The 18,364-nt window shown below is 59.9% G+C and carries 13 protein-coding genes and 6 pseudogenes; 13 read left to right on the forward strand and 6 right to left on the reverse strand.

The features are described from left to right. Positions 1 to 242: 242 nt before the first annotated feature. A complete protein-coding gene (locus tag AC56QQ_RS32455; RefSeq protein ID WP_497100451.1) occupies positions 243 to 1,058 on the reverse strand; it encodes a serine protease in 816 nt (271 codons plus the stop codon). Between the two features lie 241 nt (positions 1,059 to 1,299). Beyond that, positions 1,300 to 3,090: a nif-specific transcriptional activator NifA gene (nifA, locus tag AC56QQ_RS32460; RefSeq protein ID WP_497100450.1), complete on the reverse strand. Its 1,791-nt coding sequence runs from the start codon at positions 3,088 to 3,090 to the stop codon at positions 1,300 to 1,302. A 1,302-nt stretch (positions 3,091 to 4,392) separates the two neighbouring features. On the opposite strand from nifA, the gene AC56QQ_RS32465 reads away from it, so the two are divergent. The 3 genes and pseudogenes from AC56QQ_RS32465 to AC56QQ_RS32475 all read left to right on the forward strand — a co-directional run. After that, positions 4,393 to 5,691, forward strand: coding sequence for a dicarboxylate/amino acid:cation symporter (locus tag AC56QQ_RS32465; protein WP_497100449.1), 1,299 nt, complete (start codon positions 4,393 to 4,395; stop codon positions 5,689 to 5,691). A 288-nt stretch (positions 5,692 to 5,979) separates the two neighbouring features. Next, positions 5,980 to 7,044, forward strand: coding sequence for a LacI family DNA-binding transcriptional regulator (locus AC56QQ_RS32470; RefSeq protein WP_497100448.1), 1,065 nt, complete (start codon positions 5,980 to 5,982; stop codon positions 7,042 to 7,044). Between the two features lie 167 nt (positions 7,045 to 7,211). Next, positions 7,212 to 7,988: pseudogene (locus tag AC56QQ_RS32475) on the forward strand (TIM barrel protein); the annotation flags it as partial. A 76-nt stretch (positions 7,989 to 8,064) separates the two neighbouring features. Here the strand turns inward: AC56QQ_RS32475 and AC56QQ_RS32480 are convergent. Continuing rightward, on the reverse strand, positions 8,065 to 8,982 hold the full coding sequence (locus tag AC56QQ_RS32480; RefSeq protein WP_489859445.1) for a LysR family transcriptional regulator: 918 nt from the start codon (positions 8,980 to 8,982) through the stop codon (positions 8,065 to 8,067). A gap of 170 nt (positions 8,983 to 9,152) precedes the next feature. On the opposite strand from AC56QQ_RS32480, the pseudogene AC56QQ_RS32485 reads away from it, so the two are divergent. The 5 genes and pseudogenes from AC56QQ_RS32485 to fabG all read left to right on the forward strand — a co-directional run. Further along, positions 9,153 to 9,396, forward strand: a pseudogene (locus AC56QQ_RS32485) (GNAT family protein); the annotation flags it as partial. Positions 9,397 to 9,466: 70 nt separating this feature from the next. Then, positions 9,467 to 9,724, forward strand: coding sequence for a GNAT family protein (locus AC56QQ_RS32490; protein WP_497100447.1), 258 nt, complete (start codon positions 9,467 to 9,469; stop codon positions 9,722 to 9,724). Between the two features lie 250 nt (positions 9,725 to 9,974). Further along, positions 9,975 to 10,256, forward strand: coding sequence for an acyl carrier protein (locus tag AC56QQ_RS32495; protein WP_489859443.1), 282 nt, complete (start codon positions 9,975 to 9,977; stop codon positions 10,254 to 10,256). Further along, positions 10,257 to 11,462: a beta-ketoacyl-[acyl-carrier-protein] synthase family protein gene (locus AC56QQ_RS32500; RefSeq protein ID WP_489859442.1), complete on the forward strand. Its 1,206-nt coding sequence runs from the start codon at positions 10,257 to 10,259 to the stop codon at positions 11,460 to 11,462. It begins immediately after the preceding gene. 19 nt (positions 11,463 to 11,481) lie between these two features. Then, complete coding sequence (gene fabG, locus AC56QQ_RS32505; protein ID WP_489863606.1) at positions 11,482 to 12,195, forward strand: 3-oxoacyl-[acyl-carrier-protein] reductase; 714 nt, start codon at positions 11,482 to 11,484, stop codon at positions 12,193 to 12,195. Between the two features lie 187 nt (positions 12,196 to 12,382). Here fabG and AC56QQ_RS32510 read toward each other — a convergent pair. Next, positions 12,383 to 12,528: pseudogene (locus AC56QQ_RS32510) on the reverse strand (LysR family transcriptional regulator); the annotation flags it as partial. A 50-nt stretch (positions 12,529 to 12,578) separates the two neighbouring features. On the opposite strand from AC56QQ_RS32510, the gene AC56QQ_RS32515 reads away from it, so the two are divergent. After that, complete coding sequence (locus AC56QQ_RS32515) at positions 12,579 to 12,725, forward strand: hypothetical protein (RefSeq protein ID WP_489859441.1); 147 nt, start codon at positions 12,579 to 12,581, stop codon at positions 12,723 to 12,725. A 377-nt stretch (positions 12,726 to 13,102) separates the two neighbouring features. Here the strand turns inward: AC56QQ_RS32515 and AC56QQ_RS32520 are convergent, their stop codons facing one another. Continuing rightward, entirely contained in the window at positions 13,103 to 14,077 is a 975-nt protein-coding gene (locus AC56QQ_RS32520) for a LysR family transcriptional regulator (protein WP_489859440.1), read from the reverse strand. 333 nt (positions 14,078 to 14,410) lie between these two features. Between AC56QQ_RS32520 and AC56QQ_RS32525 the strand changes: the two are divergent. The 4 genes and pseudogenes from AC56QQ_RS32525 to AC56QQ_RS32540 form a co-directional block, all read left to right on the forward strand. Next, positions 14,411 to 14,938 (forward strand): annotated as a pseudogene (locus AC56QQ_RS32525) (NodA family N-acyltransferase); the annotation flags it as partial. Next, positions 14,928 to 15,596 (forward strand): annotated as a pseudogene (locus AC56QQ_RS32530) (ATP-binding cassette domain-containing protein). The pseudogenes AC56QQ_RS32525 and AC56QQ_RS32530, both read left to right, overlap by 11 nt. 343 nt (positions 15,597 to 15,939) lie before the next feature. Then, positions 15,940 to 16,071, forward strand: a complete 132-nt coding sequence (locus AC56QQ_RS32535; RefSeq protein WP_489859439.1) for a hypothetical protein — start codon at positions 15,940 to 15,942, stop codon at positions 16,069 to 16,071. After that, positions 16,068 to 16,701 (forward strand): annotated as a pseudogene (locus AC56QQ_RS32540) (alpha/beta hydrolase); the annotation flags it as partial. The gene AC56QQ_RS32535 and the pseudogene AC56QQ_RS32540, both read left to right, overlap by 4 nt. Positions 16,702 to 16,731: 30 nt before the next feature. Here the strand turns inward: AC56QQ_RS32540 and AC56QQ_RS32545 are convergent. Then, the gene (locus AC56QQ_RS32545; RefSeq protein ID WP_489859438.1) at positions 16,732 to 17,865 is read right to left on the reverse strand and encodes a trans-sulfuration enzyme family protein; all 1,134 of its coding nucleotides are present in this window, start codon (positions 17,863 to 17,865) and stop codon (positions 16,732 to 16,734) included. Positions 17,866 to 18,364 lie beyond the last annotated feature (499 nt).

Raw genomic sequence — 18,364 nt, forward strand, 5'->3', positions numbered from 1 at the left:
CCCAAGAGACTATAAATCTCCGGCATCATGCGCGGGATCCTCCCAACAACGGAGTGTTCTCGCTCGCATTCAGCCTGACGCAACTCACATCCCGCGCCGTTTGTCGGACAGCAGAACATCTAGCCTGCACGCCATTCATGGAACGCGGTGAGGGCACCCGGTTAAGCGAACTCCGGTTAGCAGACATTCTGCGCGTTCAGACGCGGCAACGTGACACGCTGCCCGCATCCCGACTCGCCGCCTCAGTCACCGTATCGTGACATAGTCTCCATGATCCACTCGCGATAATATGACACGCGCGTATACACACCGTATGTCTTTCCGCATTCCTCCCCATTCGATACAATTCCAACCAAGATGGCGCTGCCTTCGCTATCGTATTTGATCAGAGGACCTCCACTGTCCCCTTGGCAAGCATCGGTCCCGCCGCTTTCGGTTCCGGCGCACATCATCCCAGGAAGGATCCCTTTATATTTGCGGCTGCACGTTTTGTTGTCGACGTACGGGACCTTGCCCTCCCGGAGCTCGTCTGATGGCTCTCCACGATATTGTGTAGCTCCGAAACCCGTCACGGTAAGGGGCTCGCCAATACGAATGTGCGTCCTGGGGGTAGCAAGGCGAATGGCCACAGCGGGTCGCGTACTGTGCACCCGAACGAGCGCCACATCATGTTCGCATGTGTTCGCTTTATATCCTGGATGAACAATAAGCTCCTTTACATCTAACGAAACGCCACCGATTACAATGGCCTCGACCTCGTTGACTCTTGCATCCGCTAAACAGTGCGCCGCTGTGAGGATCCATCGCTTTCCGATCACCGATCCACCGCACACAGCTGAGCCAATGGTGAGTTCGGCCTGCCAAGGATGATCTTCGAACGTGGTCGGCTTGCCGAGAACGATTTTCTTTCGAAAAGGACTCGTGGGCTCCAGCGTTGAGTCGGCTGGCTCGCAAGATACAGAATTTTGAGCATGGGCGTGTTTTCCACCAAAAAGGACAGCGAGCGCGCAGAGGGCAGCGAGCGCGCAGAGGGCATGACGACGGGTGAGCGGTAGCATCGGTTCCTCGTACTATTTTGCTTTTGGGGCCAACTAGGTCGAAATAGCTAAATTGGCCCTCCTGCCCGCCCATCTCATGGCTAGGTAGCAACGCCTCATCTCGGGTGAGACCCCAATGTTCTTGCCTGGGATCAAGGCGGGCTGGTTCGATCGAATCGGAATTGGCATTGACGCGGGGGGCCCACATCACTCGTCTCAAGGGGCCAAAGCACCAAGGCTTGATGTGGTTCGGTCGATTGTTTCACAGACGCTTGATCTCGATACCGTATTTCCTCAGCATGTAGCCAATCTGGCGCGGCGTCAGTCCAAGCAGGCGTGCCGCCTTTGCCTGGACCCAGCCACATCTTTCCATGGCCGCGATGACACCTTCAGCATCGATCATTCTCGCACCGTTTAAGTGGGCTGTCCCGGTAGGGCCCAGCGGCGGCTGTCCTGTGCTCTCAGACGGGAAGGCGACGGCGGCAGAACTGCCGGCAGCCTGCGGTATGGCCCGAACAGGTGGCATCGGCACGAACGGCTGGGTTTGCGGCGCGAGGTTGTCAGACCTGATCTTATGCAGCGCCGCAGCGAAGCATTGGCCCCGGCAGCATGCAAAGTCGCCTCTCCCGATTGATGCTCCCGCGGCCAGAACCGCTGTCCGATACACGCAGTTTTCGAGCTCGCGAATGTTGCCGGGAAAATCACAGTTTGTCAGTACTTCAATCGCACTGGGATCGAAGGTCAGCATACCGCCGTTCTCATCGTTGAACTTCTTGAGAAACTCGGCTGCGAGGAGCGGAATATCAGTGCGCCTTTCGCGTAGTGCCGGCACCAGCAAAGGAACCACATTGATGCGGTAATAGAGGTCGGCACGGAACTCATTCCTGGCAACTGCTTCTTCCAGGTTCTTGTTCGTGGCGGCAATGATGCGAACATCGACTTTAATGGTCTGGTTGCCGCCGACGCGCTCGAACTCCTGCTCCTGCAGCACGCGCAAGAGCTTTACCTGGAACGATGGCGAGATCTCGCCGATCTCATCCAGGAACAACGTCCCCTTGTCGGCGAGCTCAAAGTGCCCTTTACGTGAGTTGAACGCGCCTGTGAATGCACCCCTCTCATGACCGAATAATTCGGATTCCAGGAGTGTCTCGGACAGCGCCGCGCAATTGACCTTGATCAAGGGCCGCTTGGCGCGCGGCGAAAACTCGTGGATAGCCTTGGCGACCATCTCCTTCCCGGTACCGGATTCGCCTCGCAACAGAACCGCAATCTTGGCCTTGGCTACGACCGCGACCTCCCCAAGCAGATCGCGGAACACCAAGCTGTCGCCGATCATCCCCTCGACGTGAATCTTGTTACGCTGCCGCGCCGGGTGGTTCTGCTTTGGTAGCAAGTCCTGCTGTGCCATCGGTTGCTCGCGGTCGCCCACGAAAGAGCGATGCAACTTCACTGTCTGTCCTACCAGGTTGGCGATTAGGTTGAGCAGATGGAGGGTGTAATCGAGCCAAACTCTTGAGCCGTTGTCCAGTACGTGGTCGATGGTCAGTGTGCCCACGACATTCGCATCGACGCGAATGGGAACGCCGATGAAGGACACTGGTATGTTGTCGGAGACCCCGAGCACGTCCATGTCGGCGGCGGTGAAAGCCGAATGAACCGCGATGTTCTCGATGACCAGAGGCGTTTCCGTCGTCCTAATCTGGTCGATTGCCTTGCGCGGCAGAGACAGCCGGCGGCCCTCACTGCAGCTCTCGCTCCAGCCGGCGCCGACGGCGATATCCACTTCGCCATCACTGTCGACGAGAGAGATGATGCCGTGCCGCATCGGCAGAAACGATCGCAGAATATCCACGACCTTCGCCAACGTGACTTCGAGCCCGGAGGGGGCGGTGAGCGCTGTCGATATTTTCGATATGCCGGCGAGCTCGCTCTCGCGCGACGGCAGAATAGCGGATTCTACGTCATCCCTTTTCGCGTCGTGAAGCGCTGTGCCGCATGACGGCGCCTGCTCAGCACTTTCTTCAGATTGGCGATTCTTGTCCTGATCTAGCATGTCATCCTCGATTTCGGGCCGCGATATCAACTTCGCGCCATGTGGGCCTGCGACGTCGCTGGGCGTAGACGCCCTCGTCAAACGGTAATCTGGGCCCCAGCCACCGTTGGCCGGAGCCAGCATGAGTTTCTTCGCCGCGCAGGCCGCCGCGGATTGGCGCGCTTGCTGGCGCGTGGAAGCCACTCATCGAAGTGCTTAGACGTTGCTAGAGACAATCGGACGCAGCGTTGGCGGCAGCACGCCGGACTTCCGCAGCCGGCATAAGATGAAAAATGGGTCTCACGGTTTTGGGCGTCGGTCAGGCCCCCATGAGTGGCAAGCACGACCAATGCCGGAGGCGATGGTTGATCCACGGCTTGGCTATCCTTCCTGAAGCGGGCGCCGATCAGGCTCCTCACGAACGCAACACACGTAGCCCTACAGAGCGGCTAGTCAATTGGGCCGTCCTTTCATTTCTGATAGGGAAGAAACAGGCTATGATAGAATCCCATCAGTCCAGATTTTTACCAGCAGGTCGATTCGGAACGGCACAGATGTTTGCCCCGACGCTCTACGGGAGCCTGGCGCGCTGAGCGTACCGAGCGCATTGCGCGCTTCTATCGCCCCTAAGTGGTGCGGAAGCGGCAATCGCTGCCGACGCCCTCCTGGTCGGCTCGCTGAGTGGATCGCGACAATCGTTCTTTCCCTCGCTATTGATGCCATGGCAAGAGAACAGGCTACGGCGCGTGCCATGGCGCGAAGTTGTCGTCGTGCGGGGCTTCAGTCTTGCTCCGAAGTATCTCCTCAATCACACCATTGCGCCATGACCGGCGGGATCAATCGGTCTGTCGACGGCGGCGCCTTTGAGACGCTCAGCTTCGGCGGGAGCGCGGCCAGAGCACGCTCGTGTAGGGAATCCTCCACTCCGGTGCTCGGTCCGTCGCAAATACGACAAGGAAGCGAGGGGCGTCGGGGCGCCAGAGACACGAACGGCGACCGCTCTACCAGGCAAAGCAATTAGTGCACGGCGCCCTGTCAATCCTCCTCCCTCTTCTACCGGACAGCATTGCTTCAGACATGGAACAATGCCGAGCCTTAAGTACGGGATTTCGCCCAGAATGGAGGCAGCCAGTGCGGAAACCCGCACAAGCCTCGCGGACACCGGGTGGCCGAGCGTATGAACACGCATGATTGGGCGCGGGATTTCCACTTGGCACGACGCTTGCGGCGGAGACGACAGCAGCGCTCGACCGGAGCGCCGCGATGGGAGAAGGCGCGGGAAGGGGGGAGGCCCACCCGGTCCGGTCAGGGAGAGAAAAGCTGTTGGCTCCACCAATTCGAAGCGCGGGTCCCCCAGCCCGCAAGGCCTTCTACGCCCAACTGTACGTGCAGGTGCTTGCCGCCATAGCCCTCGGTGTCGCAGTCGGCTATTTCTATCCGGGCACCGGAGAGGCTCTGAAGCCGCTCGGCGATGCTTTCATCAAGCTCGTGAAGATGATTATCGCACCTGTGATCTTTCTAACCGTAACGACCGGCATTGCAGGCATGAACGATCTCAAGAAGGTCGGCCGGGTCGCCGGCAAGGCGATGATCTATTTCCTCACCTTCTCGAGCCTCGCATTGATCGTCGGTCTCGTTGTCGCAAATGTCGTTCAGCCAGGTGACGGCCTCAATATCGATCCGGCCTCGCTCGATGTCCAGGCGGTGCAGGGTTATGCCGCCAAGGTCCACGAGCAGTCCGTGACCGGCTTCCTGATGAACATCATCCCGTCAACGATCGTTGGTGCCTTCGCCGAAGGCAACATCCTGCAGGTCCTGTTCTTCTCGATTCTGTTCGGCAGCGCTCTGGCGATGGTCGGAGACACGGGCAAGCCTGTGCTTTCCTTGCTTCAAGCGCTCCTCGCGCCGGTGTTCAAGCTGGTCGGCATTCTGATGCAGGCCGCGCCTGTCGGCGCTTTCGGCGCCATGGCCTTCACCATCGGCAAATATGGCATCGGTTCAGTGGCCAACCTCGCCATGCTGGTCGCGACGTTCTATTTCACCGCCTTCCTTTTCGTGTTCGGGGTCCTCGGCGCGGTCTGCCGGTACAACGGCTTCTCGATCTTTTCACTCGTCCGGTACATCAAGGAAGAGCTGCTTCTGGTCCTGGCCACGTCCTCCTCCGAGGCTGCGCTGCCCTCGCTCATGGAGAAGATGGAGAAGGCCGGCGCCAAGCGTTCCGTCGTGGGTCTCGTTATTCCGACTGGGTATTCCTTCAATCTGGACGGCACCAATATCTACATGACGCTCGCCGCCCTCTTCATCGCCCAGGCGACGAACACGCATTTGTCGGTTACCGATCAGATTTTCCTGTTGCTCATTGCGATGCTTTCCTCGAAGGGTGCGGCAGGTATCACAGGGGCCGGCTTCATCACCTTGGCCGCTACGCTCTCCGTAATACCAAGTGTTCCCGTTGCTGGGATGGCTCTAATCCTTGGAGTGGACCGCTTCATGTCCGAATGCCGAGCGCTGACCAATGTCGTCGGCAACGCAGTGGCCTCGCTCGTTGTCGCCCGCTGGGAAGGCGAATTGGACGAAGGGCGCATGAAAGCCGCCTTCTACGGGAGCCTGCCGAGGGATTGAACGGGCTAACCCCGGCCCAGCAAGATGCAGCAGCACGACCTATCGAGGCGCCGGCTGTCACCAGCACGAAACAATCGGCTCGCTGGCTCCAACAGCGCTTCGCGGGCCAATGAATCAGAAGCGCCAAAATGCGGTGAGTACAAGAAACATGGACGCCTTATGCAAACGAACCGTAGATCGACACGCGCCCGGTTGCGCCTGGAGCGCGGTTCATCGGATAGGCTGTCGCTCGTCGAGAATGCCGAAATCTCCACTTTGCCGCCCCGAACCGTCGCGGGGATGCCCCCGATGACCGAGAGACCGCCGATCGGAACTGGAGCGACGACCAAGCGCCCCACAATTGCCGATCTCGCCCGCGAAGCCGGGGTGAGCGTGGCAACGGTCGATCGGGTGCTGAACGCTCGCCTTCCAGTGAGGGAGGAGACCGCGCGGCGGGTCCACGAAGCCGCTCACGCGATCGGCTATCAAAACGCGGGTCTCATCAAACAGCGCTGGCGACCGGACCTGCCGCGGTATCGGCTGGGCTTCATCCTGAGAAAGCCGGCCCAGCATTTCTACCAAGAATTCGTGCGCGAGGTCGAAGCAGCGGTTAGTTCGGCCGAGTCCTTCGTTGGCAGGCCTTCCATCGAATTCGCGCGCTCACATTTGCCCGAGGACCTGGCGGCTACCCTCAAGGATCTTGGTAGGCGCTGTCACGCGATAGGCATGGTGGCTCCGGACCATCCTAAGATCACGGCAGCAGTCGAGGAGCTCAAGGCTAAAGGCATCCCGGTTTTCTCTCTGCTTTCTGACTTCGCCGCTGGCGTGCGCGAGGGTTACGTCGGTCTCGACAACCGCAAGGTCGGGCGCACGGCAGCTTGGATGTTCTCCAAAGCCGCCAAACGGCCTGGCAAAGTGGCGGTGTTTGTCGGCAGCCACCGTTTCCAGAGTCATGGCCTGCGGGAAAGCGGCTTTCGTTCCTATTTCCGTGAGAACCAGCCAGCATTCGAGGTGCTCGATACGCTCGTGAACCTTGAGAAACGAGAGATCACTTACGAGACGCTACTGGATCTTATGCAGCGGGAACCTGATCTCGTCGGCTTCTACATGGCCGGCGGTGGCATGGAGGGTGCCATCTCCGCGCTCCGGGACGAGGGCAAAGGTCAAGATCTCGTCGCGATCGTGAATGAAATCACGCCGGAGTCACGGAGGGCCCTCGCCGACGACGTCATTACGATGGCGCTCGCCACGCCACTGCGCCGACTTTGCCAGGAGCTGATGCCGCTTATGGACAACGCCATCAAGACCGGCACGGCGGAGACAGCGGGGCAGACATTGCTGCCGTTTGAGATTTATGTATCGGAAAATATCTGAATGACGTAATTCTATCAGAGGCTGGGACATTTCTATCATAAATGCAAGAATCGCGCAATTGACTCGCCTGCTTCATTCAGGTTTGTGCATCGGCCTGTGGTGGGGGCGCGCGGAGAAGCCAGACAAAGCGAAACTGGCGCCGCACTTCTGGAAGGAAAGCCAACCCTATGCGCCAGGTATCTCCCCGCTTTGCGCTCGACCACATGACCGCGCCCTCACTAGACGTCAGTGCAATTTTCGCACTTGCTCGTGACCACGGCCTGACCGAGGTTCAAATTCGTGACCATCATTTCAGCAATCCTGTTACACGCGCCATTCCGGCTGCGGACGTCCGGTCTGCTGCTACCAAAGCCGGCGTCACGATAATCTCCATCAACGCCTTGCAGCGCTTCAACGACTGGACTCCCACGCGTCAGGCCGAGGCGAGCAAGCTCGCCGACTATGCGGCGGCGTGCGGGGCTAAGATGGTCGTGCTGGTGCCGGTCAACGACGGCTCGTGGGCCGGCAACGGCGAGCGCCATGACAATCTCCGCGTCGCTCTAAATGCGCTCAAGCCGATCCTCCAGTCGCGCGGTCTAATCGGCCTCATCGAGCCGCTGGGCTTTCGAACCTGCTCGCTGCGATCAAAGAAGGAAGCGGCCGAGGCCATTGCCGCAGTTGATGGCCAGTCCGTCTACCGCCTCGTGCACGACACGTTCCACCACACACTGGCCGGGGAGATATCCTTGTTCTGCGAGCTTACTGGCCTGGTGCACATTTCAGGCGTGAACGACCCGACCTTCTGGATTTACCCGGATCGCTTCCTTGGAGGGTCCGACAATGGCAGCCAGATCCAGGCGCTGCTTGATGGCGGCTACGCGGGACCCTTCTCATTCGAGCTGGTCGAGGAAGTCCGCACGCTGGACGATCTCGCAGGCGCACTTGCCGCCAGCATTGACTTCATCAAACGCGCTATGTTGACGCAAAAGCAAGTGCTGGCAGACGTAGTAAATCTAAGTGCGCCTAGAGCCTCCCGTGGTGTCACAGCGGAGCAGCCATCCGAGATGCCTCCTGCATCATTATCTCCCGCATCCAGATGCTTGCCGGATCGCTATTGTGCAGAGCCGGCCATCGGACGGTTTCGGTGAAAGCGGGGAGCGGCAGCGGAAGTTCGACGACCTGAAGGGGGAACGTTTTTTCGAAATGCCTGACCAGCCGCAAGGGCATGGTCGCTATACGAGCCGTGCCGGACACCATAGGCGGGATCATGCTGAAGCCCTGCACGACGACCTCGACACGTCTCTTAAGACCATGCTCAAGCAAAAACCATTCCTCGATGGAGGGCTTCAGCAAACGTCCGAACCTGACGCAGACGTGCCTCATCGACATGTATCTCTCGAATGTAAGCTGCCGTGGCAGCTGCTTGTTCGTGGGACAGCCTACGCAAACGAGCCTCTCGTTGAACAGCGGCACGCTTGAATGCGCACTCGACGTGAACAAATCCGGGAGAATTAGAAAATCGACGTCACCGCGCCGGAGGAGCTCATCGGGGCTATCGTCGAGAGGCAGCAATTCGAAGTTGACGGCGGGGGCTTCCCGGGCAACACGCTCCACGACTTTTTCAAAAAACACGAGCGTGGCGAAATCGGAAACAATGATCCTGAAGCGGCGGTCGGATCGAGCTGGGTTAAACGGATCCGAAGAAATAATCGAGGACTGGATGTGCAGGAGAGCGTCGCGGACTGCGGGGGCAAGTGCTGCTGCACGTGATGTCAGAATACGTTCTCGGCCGCTCATGCTGAACAGTTCATCGCCGAAAAAATCGCGCAGCCGGGCGACGGCCGAACTCATGGCCGGCTGACTGAGGTTGATGCGGCGTGCCGCCGCCGAGAGATTGCGCTCGGCCAGCAGCGCGTCGAGCACGACGAGAAGGTTCAGATCCAGCCCTTTGAACCGCATGTCGTCAGCTATCCATAGCGTGAATGCGTTTCATCGAAACAAACGATTTTATCATCGTTCTGAAATCTTGCATGGACAAACACCTGACGCATCGATCACCCGCTGCCTCTATGCCGTGATGAGCGTCTTAAGGACAACACGAAAGGAGAAATTCTTCCAGGCGCTCTGAAGTGCGGTGGAGGTTATGCTGGGAAAACGACCTGCAATTGGCCGACCATATCGAACTCTCCGACTTCTTGCGAAACACCCATGGACGGACTTGCGCCTTCCACGCAAAGCCATTCGAAGGCGGCCGCAGTTGGGCTGGCGCGAGGTCGGAACTTCGGCTAATCGCCAGCGACGCGGATGGTGTAGCAGCACACATCGGCATACTACGCCGCTTCATCAAGGTTGGCGAAGCTTTTAGTGGCTGAGCTGGGGCTGTACGGCGTTCGTCCGAATCTTGAGAAGCTCGGATCAGCTTTTCAATGCGCGTTCTGTACCCATGCTGCAGAAGCTGGCCGTTCCATTTGCTTCGGCACGGTTCGGCACGCAATGCGTAACCATGTGGAGAGGTTCTGCAGAGGGGGGCGTGGCGACCATAGTGTCGGGCGTTCGCGTACGGTCGAGCTGCCCAGATGTGCATCCCGACCTGCCGTCCACGCGCCTGGAGGACGTGCTCGTCTTTGTTTCGCCGATTGGACGCTCAATGGACGAGTGGCCCTCCGGCACCCTGATCGACCGCAACGGTCCGGAGCTATGAAACTCCGGGACTGCATATCTGTCCCGAGTGGCTGCGTGGGCGGCACGGTACCAATCCACGTTTCGTGCCGCAGATCATTATGTGCTTGCTCAAAATTGGGCCCCAGCGACGTTCCTCGTCATCGGAGCCTACTCCGCAGACCGGCCGGACTCATCCGGCTCAAGTTGCACAAGCCTAATGGCTAATTTTCGCGACTCAAGGAGTTGAGTCGCGTCCACGTCAAAACAAGTTGAAATGGAAACAAACAGAAATGGCTGATCAACTCACAACGGAAATCATAGAGATAATGAGGAAGCGCGTCGAATCGGAGCGAGCCGAGGGGACGACTGCACCATCCGTCGGCGAAATAACGACTGCGACGGAAGTGACTGGGCTCGGCATCGATTCACTGGGATTAGCGGACGTTCTCTGGGACCTGGAGCAGGCCTACGGCATCAGGATAGAAATGAACACGGCCGAGGCGTGGTCTGATCTCCAAACTGTCGGCGACTGGGTGGAAGCCATCCGCGGCTTGCTTGCTCAGGAGGTGTGAATGGACCGCCGCGTCGTGATTACTGGGATCGGCGGGCTCTGCGGGCTTGGGACCGACGCAGCCTCCATCTGGACAGGGATGCGCGAAGGCCGCTCCGCCATCGGCCCAATCGTCAACTCCGAGCTCCATGAATTGAGGGTCAGGATCGGTGCCGAGATCAAGGCGCTGCCGGAGCATGACATCGTCGGCAAGCAGCTCGTCTCCATGGACCGTTTCAGCCTGCTCGCTGTGATTGCGGCGCGCGAAGCCATGCGTCAGGCCCGACTTTCCTCCAAAGTGGGAAATAGCTATCGCTTCGGTGCGACGGTGGGCGTTGGCGGCTGCGGCTGGGATGCGATCGAGCAAACCTACCGCGCCCTGCTTCTGAGTGGTAAGCGTGCCGCCCTCTTGACTGTACCCAAGGCGATGCCGGGCGCCGCTGCCGGCCAGGTCAGCATGAGTCTCGGCCTGCGCGGGCCGGTCTTCGGCGTCACGTCCGCCTGTTCCTCGGCAAACCATGCGATTGCTTCCGCGGTGGACCAGATCAGGCTCGGCCGGGCCGACGTGATGCTTGCCGGCGGTAGCGAAGCGCCGCTCATATGGGGTGTGCTGAAGGCATGGGAAGCGATCCGCGTGCTTTCGCCCGATACTTGCCGGCCATTCTCGGCCGACCGCCAGGGCCTGTCGCTCGGTGAAGGCGCCGGCATGGCGGTGCTGGAAAGCTACGAGCATGCCGTGGCTCGGGGCGCCACCATCCTTGCCGAAATTGCCGGTGCCGGCCTTTCCGCCGATGCCTCCGACATCGTCGCGCCGACTGTCGAGGGGCCGGAGGCAGCAATGCGCGCCTGCCTTGCCGATGCCGGGCTGAATGCCGAGGATGTCGACTATCTCAACGCGCACGGCACCGGCACCAAGGCCAACGACCAGATCGAAACGGCAGCGATCAAGCGCGTCTTCGGCGCCCATGCCTACAAGCTTTCGGTGTCCTCGACCAAATCGATGCATGCCCACTGCCTCGGCGCGTCCGGCGCGCTGGAAATGATCGCCTGCGTCATGGCGATCCGCGAAGGCATCGTGCCGCCGACCGCCAATTATCGGGAAGCCGATGCCGACTGCGATCTCGACATCACGCCGAACGTGGCCCGCGAGCGCCCGGTGCGCGTGGCACTGAGCAACTCCTTCGCCTTTGGCGGCACGAACGCGGTTCTGGCATTCAGGCAGGTGTAGAAGCCATGAGAGATGCCTTCTGCAAAGTCCTTCCGGTCGCGGCGGCATCGGCGAGGCGATCGCCCGGGTATTGCATGCGCAAGGCGCTATCATCGGCCTGCACGGCACACGCATCGAGAAACTGGAGGCGCTGGCGGCCGAGCTCGGCGAGCGGGTTAGGCTGTTCCCGGCGAACCTTTCCAATCGCGACGAGGTCAACGCGCTCGGCCAGAAGGTCGAGGCCGACCTCGAAGGCGTCGACATTCTCGTCAACAATGCCGGCATCACCAAGGACGGTCTGTTCATACGCATGGCGGACGCCGACTGGGATACGGTGCTCGAAGTCAATCTGACCGCCGTGTTCCGGCTGACCCGCGAACTGACCCATCCGATGATGCGGCGCCGGCATGGCCGCATCATCAACATCACTTCAGTGGTCGGCGTCACCGGCAATCCCGGCCAGACCAACTACTGCGCCTCCAAAGCCGGCATGATCGGCTTTTCCAAATCACTGGCGCAGGAGATCGCCACCCGCAATATCACCGTCAACTGCGTCGCCCCGGGCTTCATCGAATCGGCGATGACCGACAAGCTCAACGACAAGCAGAAAGAGGCGATCATGGCGGCGATCCCGACGCGCCGCATGGGCACCGGTGCCGAGGTCGCCTCTGCCGTCGCCTATCTCGCTTCCAACGAAGCGGCCTACGTCACCGGCCAGACCGTTCATGTCAACGGCGGTATGGCGATGATTTGAGCACGGGATGACCGGAGCCTACCTGTTATGAGGCGGTCGCGACCTACGCAACCACACTACCTGCCACGTGATCTGGGAGTCATTCAGCATCAGGGCCGCCGGCCGCCTATGGCCAAGAAACCACCGGTGGTCGCGGACGAGATTGTGCGTGAGATGGCTTGTTGGCATCACGCGAGGTCTCACCGCCGCGGACTGCGGGGCACGTGCTGCCGCAATGCGGATAAAAACGTTCGCGGCCACTTGTCGTAAATAGTTCACCGCCGAACAATAGCGCAGCCGGGCGACGGCTGCACTCATGGCCGGCTGACTGAGTTTGATGCGGCGTGCCGCCGCCGCGCAAAAGGGAGACTCAAAGCCGGGCCATAGGCCGCTCCAATGGCGGCATGACTACCAGGATTCTTGCGCTGACCGATGCGCTCGGCAGCCAGGACATCGTTTCGATACGGGGGGCGTCGCCCCACTCGTCGACGGTCTCGCCTTCGGCGGGCTACTCGCTGGCCTTCGACGGCAACACCATCATTGCCATCTGAACGAGCGCGGCGCCAAGATCGTCATCTCGCAGCATCCGAGGCGCGCCTTGCCGCTGTCTCTCGATCTCGAACTCTACAAATGGCGTCATCTCATCGAGAACTTCTTCTGCAAACTCAAGGAGTTCACATATTCGCCATGCGAGCTGACAAGACTGACCAGAGCTTCAACGCAATCGCCCATCTCGCAGCCGCCGTCATAAAGTCACGATGGATCTCGACAAGCCTTAGATCAGGGCCAGCCCGAGCTGAAAATCCGGATGCGGTAGCCGACCTGCGGATGAGAGACCGTGGTCTCTGAACTCCACTCCTCGCCTGGTGAGCCTCAAGGGCTCCAAGCGCAACACCTGCCAATCAGCTGATCTCTCGATCTGTCGCCTTCATTCTTGACAGAGAACATGAGGGCGGGCGGTGACAGCCGGAGTAAATCCAGGAGCACCGGGAGCCTCCCGTGGCCGAGATGCCTCCTGAATCATTATTTCTCGCATCCAGATGCTTGCCGGATCGCTATTGTGGAGAGCCGGCCACTGGGCGGCTTCGGTGAAACCGGGAAGCGGCATCGGAAGTTCGACGACCTGAAGGGGAAACGTGTTTTCGAAATGCCTGACCAGCCGGAGGGGCACGGTCGCTATACGAGCTGTGCCGGACACCATAGGCGGGATCATGCTGAAGCCCTGCACGACGACTTCGACACGTCTTTTAAGACCATGCTCAAGCAAGAACCCTTCCTCGATGGAGGGCTTCAGCAAACGTCCGTACCTGACGCAGACGTGCCTCATCGACATGTATCTCTCGAATGTAAGCTGCCGTGGCAGCTGCTTGTTCGTGGGACAGCCTACGCAAACGAGCCTCTCGTTGAACAGCGCCACTCTTGGATGCGCGTTCGACATGAATACATCCGGAGTGACTAAAAAATCGACCTCACCACGCCGGAGGAGCTCATCGGGGCTATCGTCGAGAGGCAGCAATTCGAAGCTGACGGCGGGGGCTTCCCGGGCAACACGCTCCACGACCTTTTCAAAAAACACGAGCGTAGCGAAATCGGAAATCATGATCCTGAAGCGGCGGTCGGATCGAGCTGGGTCAAACGGATCCGACGAAATAATCGAGCCCTGGATGTGCAGGAGAGCCTCGCGAACTGCGGGGGCGAGTGCTTCCGCACGCGGTGTCAGAATGCGTTCGCGGCCGCTCATCGTAAATAGTTCGTCGTGGAAATAGTCACGCAGTCGCGCGACGGCCGCACTCATGGCCGGCTGACTAAGGTTGATGCGGCGTGCCGCCGCCGTGAGGCCGCGCTCACTCAGCAGCGCGTCGAGCACGACGAGAAGGTTCAGATCCAGCCCTTTGAACCGCATGTCGTCAGCTATCCATGGTGTGGATACGTTTGATCGAAACACGATTTTACCGATTTTGCATAACGCCGCATAGGGGAATTCAAGGAAGCGCTAAAGGAAGTTTGTTTATGTTTGCGTTGGCTCCGAAGAGCACTTTCCGGTGTAGGCCTTCCCATGTGCGCCGAACATCAACCAAATTGCATGTTGGTGATCTGCGCAAGCAGCATCGCGTCGGCTCGACGCGACAAGTTCCCCAATGATTCGGCGCTTACCTCAAGAAAACACGAACAAAGATGAGGTCTTTCCATGCGCTCTGACGTGCAGTGGAGGTTGTGCTGGGAAAATGAGTTGTAACTGGCCGACCATATCGAACTCTGCGACTTCTTCCGAAAGACTTATGGACGGACTGGGGCCTCCAACGCAAAGCCATTCGAAGGCGGTCGTAGTTGGGCCGGTGCGAGGCCGGAATTCCGCGCAATCGGCTACGATGCGCATGGCATAGCGGCCCACATTGGCGTGCTGCGCCGCTTCATCAAGGTTGGCGAGGTCGATCTGTTAGTGGCCGAACTGGGGTTGTACGCGGTGCGTCCGGATCTTGAAGGATTTGGAATCAGCTTTTCACTGGGCGTTGTCTATCCAGTACTTCAGCAGCTTGGGGTTCCATTCGTCTTCGGCACGGTTCGGCACGCGATGCGGAACCATGTTGAGAGGTTCTGCCGAACCGGCCTGGCGACCATTGTATCGGACGCTCGCGTACGGTCGACCCGGCCGGAAGTGTATCCCGACCTGCCGCCCACGCGCTTGGAGGACGTGCTTGTCTTCGTTGTGCCGATTGGACGCTCGATGAGCGAGTGGCCGTCCGGCACCCTGATTGATCGGAGTGCCTGTGCCGGCACGGGCTCGCTTGGCACGCCAGGGCATCGGCGTGGTTCCGCAGTTCGACAACCTCGACCTGGAATTCACGGTACGCGAGAACCTGTCGGTGTTCGGGCGCTACTTCGGCATGAGCACAAGCAAGATCAAAGCGGTCATCCCATCTCTCCTCGAGTTCGCCCGCCTCGAGAGCAAGGCGGATGCACGTGTCGCCGAACTATCGGGCGGCATGAAGCGGCGCCTGACGCTGGCACGTGCGCTGATCAACGATCCCCTTCTACTCATAATGGACGAGCCGACCACGGGCCTCGACCCGCACGCGCGACACCTGATCTGGGAGCGCCTGCGATTCCTGCTGGCGCGCGTCAGATTGTCAATCGCTGACTGCGAGGCTTACTTCAAAGCCGCGGACGATTTTTCACGCTCGCGTCGAGCACTCGTTCACGTCGACCAACCTGCACGTCGTCGAATACGAGAGCCTTCTTCACGAACCCGCTGCTTGCTTAGGAAAAGTTTGGGATTTCCTGGGCGCTCCAGCGCTAGAGCTATCTGATCGCGCCACCCTTCGCGCCAGGAAACGCGACCGCTGGACCAAACGGTGCAGAATTTTGATGAGTTGCGGCTCCACTTCGCGGATGGACCTTACGCGCGATTCTTTGACGTCTGACTGGCCTTCGCAGCCAGAAGCGTTCTTCGGTGTCTCCGCCAGCCACACAACGCCGGAGACATGATCCAAATGCACCCTCCATGGCCGCCATGCTGCGCAAAGCCGCCATCCCTTCCAATTTAGTCGTTAGCGTTCACAGACGGTCCTCGTATCCCAGCCCTAGCCCTCGCTTGCCCGTATCTGCAAAGCTCTATTTTTCAGTCCCATAGGGACGAGGTCGAAAGACGTGGATGCTGCTGGACGAGCATCGCCATGGTCCTCGAGACATCATTGCTTGCAGCGGCGACTGCTACTTTGAAGCGCCACTTCGCCGACTTTGGTTCAAGCCGCCGTGAGAGTTTTCATGACAGAAGAAGCCGATAGTAATATCGACACCCTCATCGAACTCACCGCCGATGTCATTCTTTTGCTTTTGGCGCATCTGCGATTGTATCTGACCTGCGCCCATGCCGGCACCCGGTCAAATACCGTATGACCGATCTGTTTCATCAGACCCCAGGCAATCCGCTGCCGGAAAACGCAGCCGGCGGCTTCTTCACCACGCGCGACGGCAAGAAGATCCGCTATGGGCTGTTTGCCGCGGTTAGCCGTCCGTTGACGGGCACCGTGGTCGTCCTGACCGGCCGCAACGAGTCCATCTAGAAGTATTTCGAGACCATTGGCTTGCCGACCGGGCTTTGGCGTGGCAACCCTCGACTGGCGCGGCCAGGGCGCTTCCGACCGGCTGATCGGTGACCGACAGCGCGGTTACGTCCGGAGCTTCTTCGACTATACCGGCGATCTGGAGCAGTTCTTCGAAGAGATCGTGCTGCCCGATTGCCGGGGACCCTACTATATACTGGCCCATTCGACCGGGGCGCTGATTGCGCTGCTCGCTGCGCCCTCGATGGCGAACCGCGTGCGCCGCATGGTGCTGATCGCACCGTTCTTCGCCGTGCCCGACCTGTCGGTTTCGATAAAAACCGTTCGCCGCATCTGTTCGCTGTTCTGTCTTCTCGGCCTCGGCCGGCCCTATGCCGCATGGGGTCCGCCACCAAAGGAATCATGCACGGCTCTCTGGCCGTTCTTGAAGCGCGTTCTGCTGAAGCGATTGTGTCAATGGGCTTCTGTGCCGCGGGCGAAGTTCAGAGCGTCGTCATTTGACCACCGACAAAGCCTGATAGAGGTCGTCAATGATATCCTGTGGATGCTCGAGCCCGACGGAGATGCGCAGCAGCCCCGCCGGCGCCAGCGACTTTGGCCCTTCGACCGAGGCCCGATGTTCGATAAGCGTGTGCGTACCGCCCAGACTTGTGGCCCGCGCCACGATTTTAAGGCCGGCGGCAACCAACATGGCTGCTTCAGCGCCCCCATTTACGACAAAAGAAAACATGCCGCCGTACCCGGACATCTGCGCTGCAGCCAGGGCATGGCCCGGGTCGTGGGGCAATCCCGGATAGAGAACACTGTCAACAGCCGGATGCATGCTGAGCGCTTCGGCCACCTTCTGGGCGCCGTCGCAGTGGGCGCGCATCCGCACCGGAAGGGTTTGGAGCCCGCGCAACGCGAGCCAGCAGTCAAAGGGAGCGGCGACGCTGCCCTTGTGCTTCTGGATCATGCGCAACGGGCGTTCGAACGGCGATGCCTCCGGCACGACAACAATCCCTGCCATCAGATCGGAATGGCCGCCAATGTATTTCGTCGCCGAATGCATCACCGCATCGGCCCCGAGCTCGAACGGGCGCTGGAGGATCGGCGTCGCCCAGGTATTGTCCACCACCGCGGGGGCACCGGCCTCGTGCGCGATTTTGCAAGCCGCCCGGATATCCACGACGCGTATGAGCGGATTGGAGGGGGTCTCGATCCAAACAAGGCCGGTGGGCGCGGCCCCGACGGCTGTGCGCAACGCCCCCAGGTCGCGCATGTCAACGGCGACGAAGTCGAACCGGTGCCCGATGTCGGTCTCCTCGATCAGCGACCGGATGCCGAAATACATGTCGTCCGGCACGACGATGCGATTACCCCTGCTGGGACGCGCCTCGAATACTGCGGTAATCGCGGCCATGCCGGAGGAAAAGGCTACCGCAGCGCAACCCCCTTCGAGCGCCGCCATCGCCGTCTCGAACGCGTGGCGAGTCGGGTTGTCATCCCGGATGTATTCGTAGCCGGAGGGAAAGGATCCGTCCGGACCGCGCTCGAAGGTCGTACTGGGATGCAAAGGGATGGTGACGGCCCCTGTGGAAGGGTCGACATCCCGACCCGCATGTACTGCCTTGGTTTCTATGTGCATCGGAACCTCCTTACGTGGAGTTGAGAAGAAGATTGCAGGGATGACTGGAGCAGCCCGATTTCTCTAGGATGAAGCCCTCCCGCGGCCAAGCTGGCGATCATCACGCTCACGCGCCGAACAATAGGAATAAAGTTCGCCCGAATGGCGATGCTCGCCCGCTCGCCCGATTTGCGGTCGAGCATCCTGCTGAAACGTCATGGCCTTGCCGGCGCCAGGCGGGGCCATCCTTCATCAATCCCTCGGCTCGAGAGGCGCGGCTGAATGGTGTGCACCGGTTATCATAGTCACCATAAGGGATCGAGAACTCTGCCCGGGAACTTGCTCCGATCAACTGTGCCATTTTTTTCATATCTACCCGGTCCAGTGTCCGTGGTTGGCTGTTCACAGTCACACGTGCACGGCCGTTGGCCGTGTCGAGATCTCGTGCGCCTGACCGGGTCTGCACCGGTCAGCAATGCTGGTTACGAGTTCATAGCCGGCCAACACCTCATTCAGCGGT

The organism is Mesorhizobium sp. RCAM 05099 (assembly GCF_059683685.1).

Coding starts and splice junctions, on each gene's coding strand:
- AC56QQ_RS32480 (WP_489859445.1), bottom strand. CDS start 8,982: ATGCGGTTCAAAGGGCTGGATCTGAACCTTCTCGTCGTGCTCGACGCG.
- AC56QQ_RS32495 (WP_489859443.1), top strand. CDS start 9,975: ATGGCTGATCAACTCACAACGGAAATCATAGAGATAATGAGGAAGCGC.
- AC56QQ_RS32535 (WP_489859439.1), top strand. CDS start 15,940: ATGACAGAAGAAGCCGATAGTAATATCGACACCCTCATCGAACTCACC.
- nifA (WP_497100450.1), bottom strand. CDS start 3,090: ATGCTAGATCAGGACAAGAATCGCCAATCTGAAGAAAGTGCTGAGCAG.
- AC56QQ_RS32515 (WP_489859441.1), top strand. CDS start 12,579: ATGACTACCAGGATTCTTGCGCTGACCGATGCGCTCGGCAGCCAGGAC.
- AC56QQ_RS32545 (WP_489859438.1), bottom strand. CDS start 17,865: ATGCACATAGAAACCAAGGCAGTACATGCGGGTCGGGATGTCGACCCT.
- AC56QQ_RS32500 (WP_489859442.1), top strand. CDS start 10,257: ATGGACCGCCGCGTCGTGATTACTGGGATCGGCGGGCTCTGCGGGCTT.
- AC56QQ_RS32455 (WP_497100451.1), bottom strand. CDS start 1,058: ATGCTACCGCTCACCCGTCGTCATGCCCTCTGCGCGCTCGCTGCCCTC.
- AC56QQ_RS32520 (WP_489859440.1), bottom strand. CDS start 14,077: ATGCGGTTCAAAGGGCTGGATCTGAACCTTCTCGTCGTGCTCGACGCG.
- AC56QQ_RS32470 (WP_497100448.1), top strand. CDS start 5,980: ATGACCGAGAGACCGCCGATCGGAACTGGAGCGACGACCAAGCGCCCC.
- AC56QQ_RS32490 (WP_497100447.1), top strand. CDS start 9,467: ATGCTGCAGAAGCTGGCCGTTCCATTTGCTTCGGCACGGTTCGGCACG.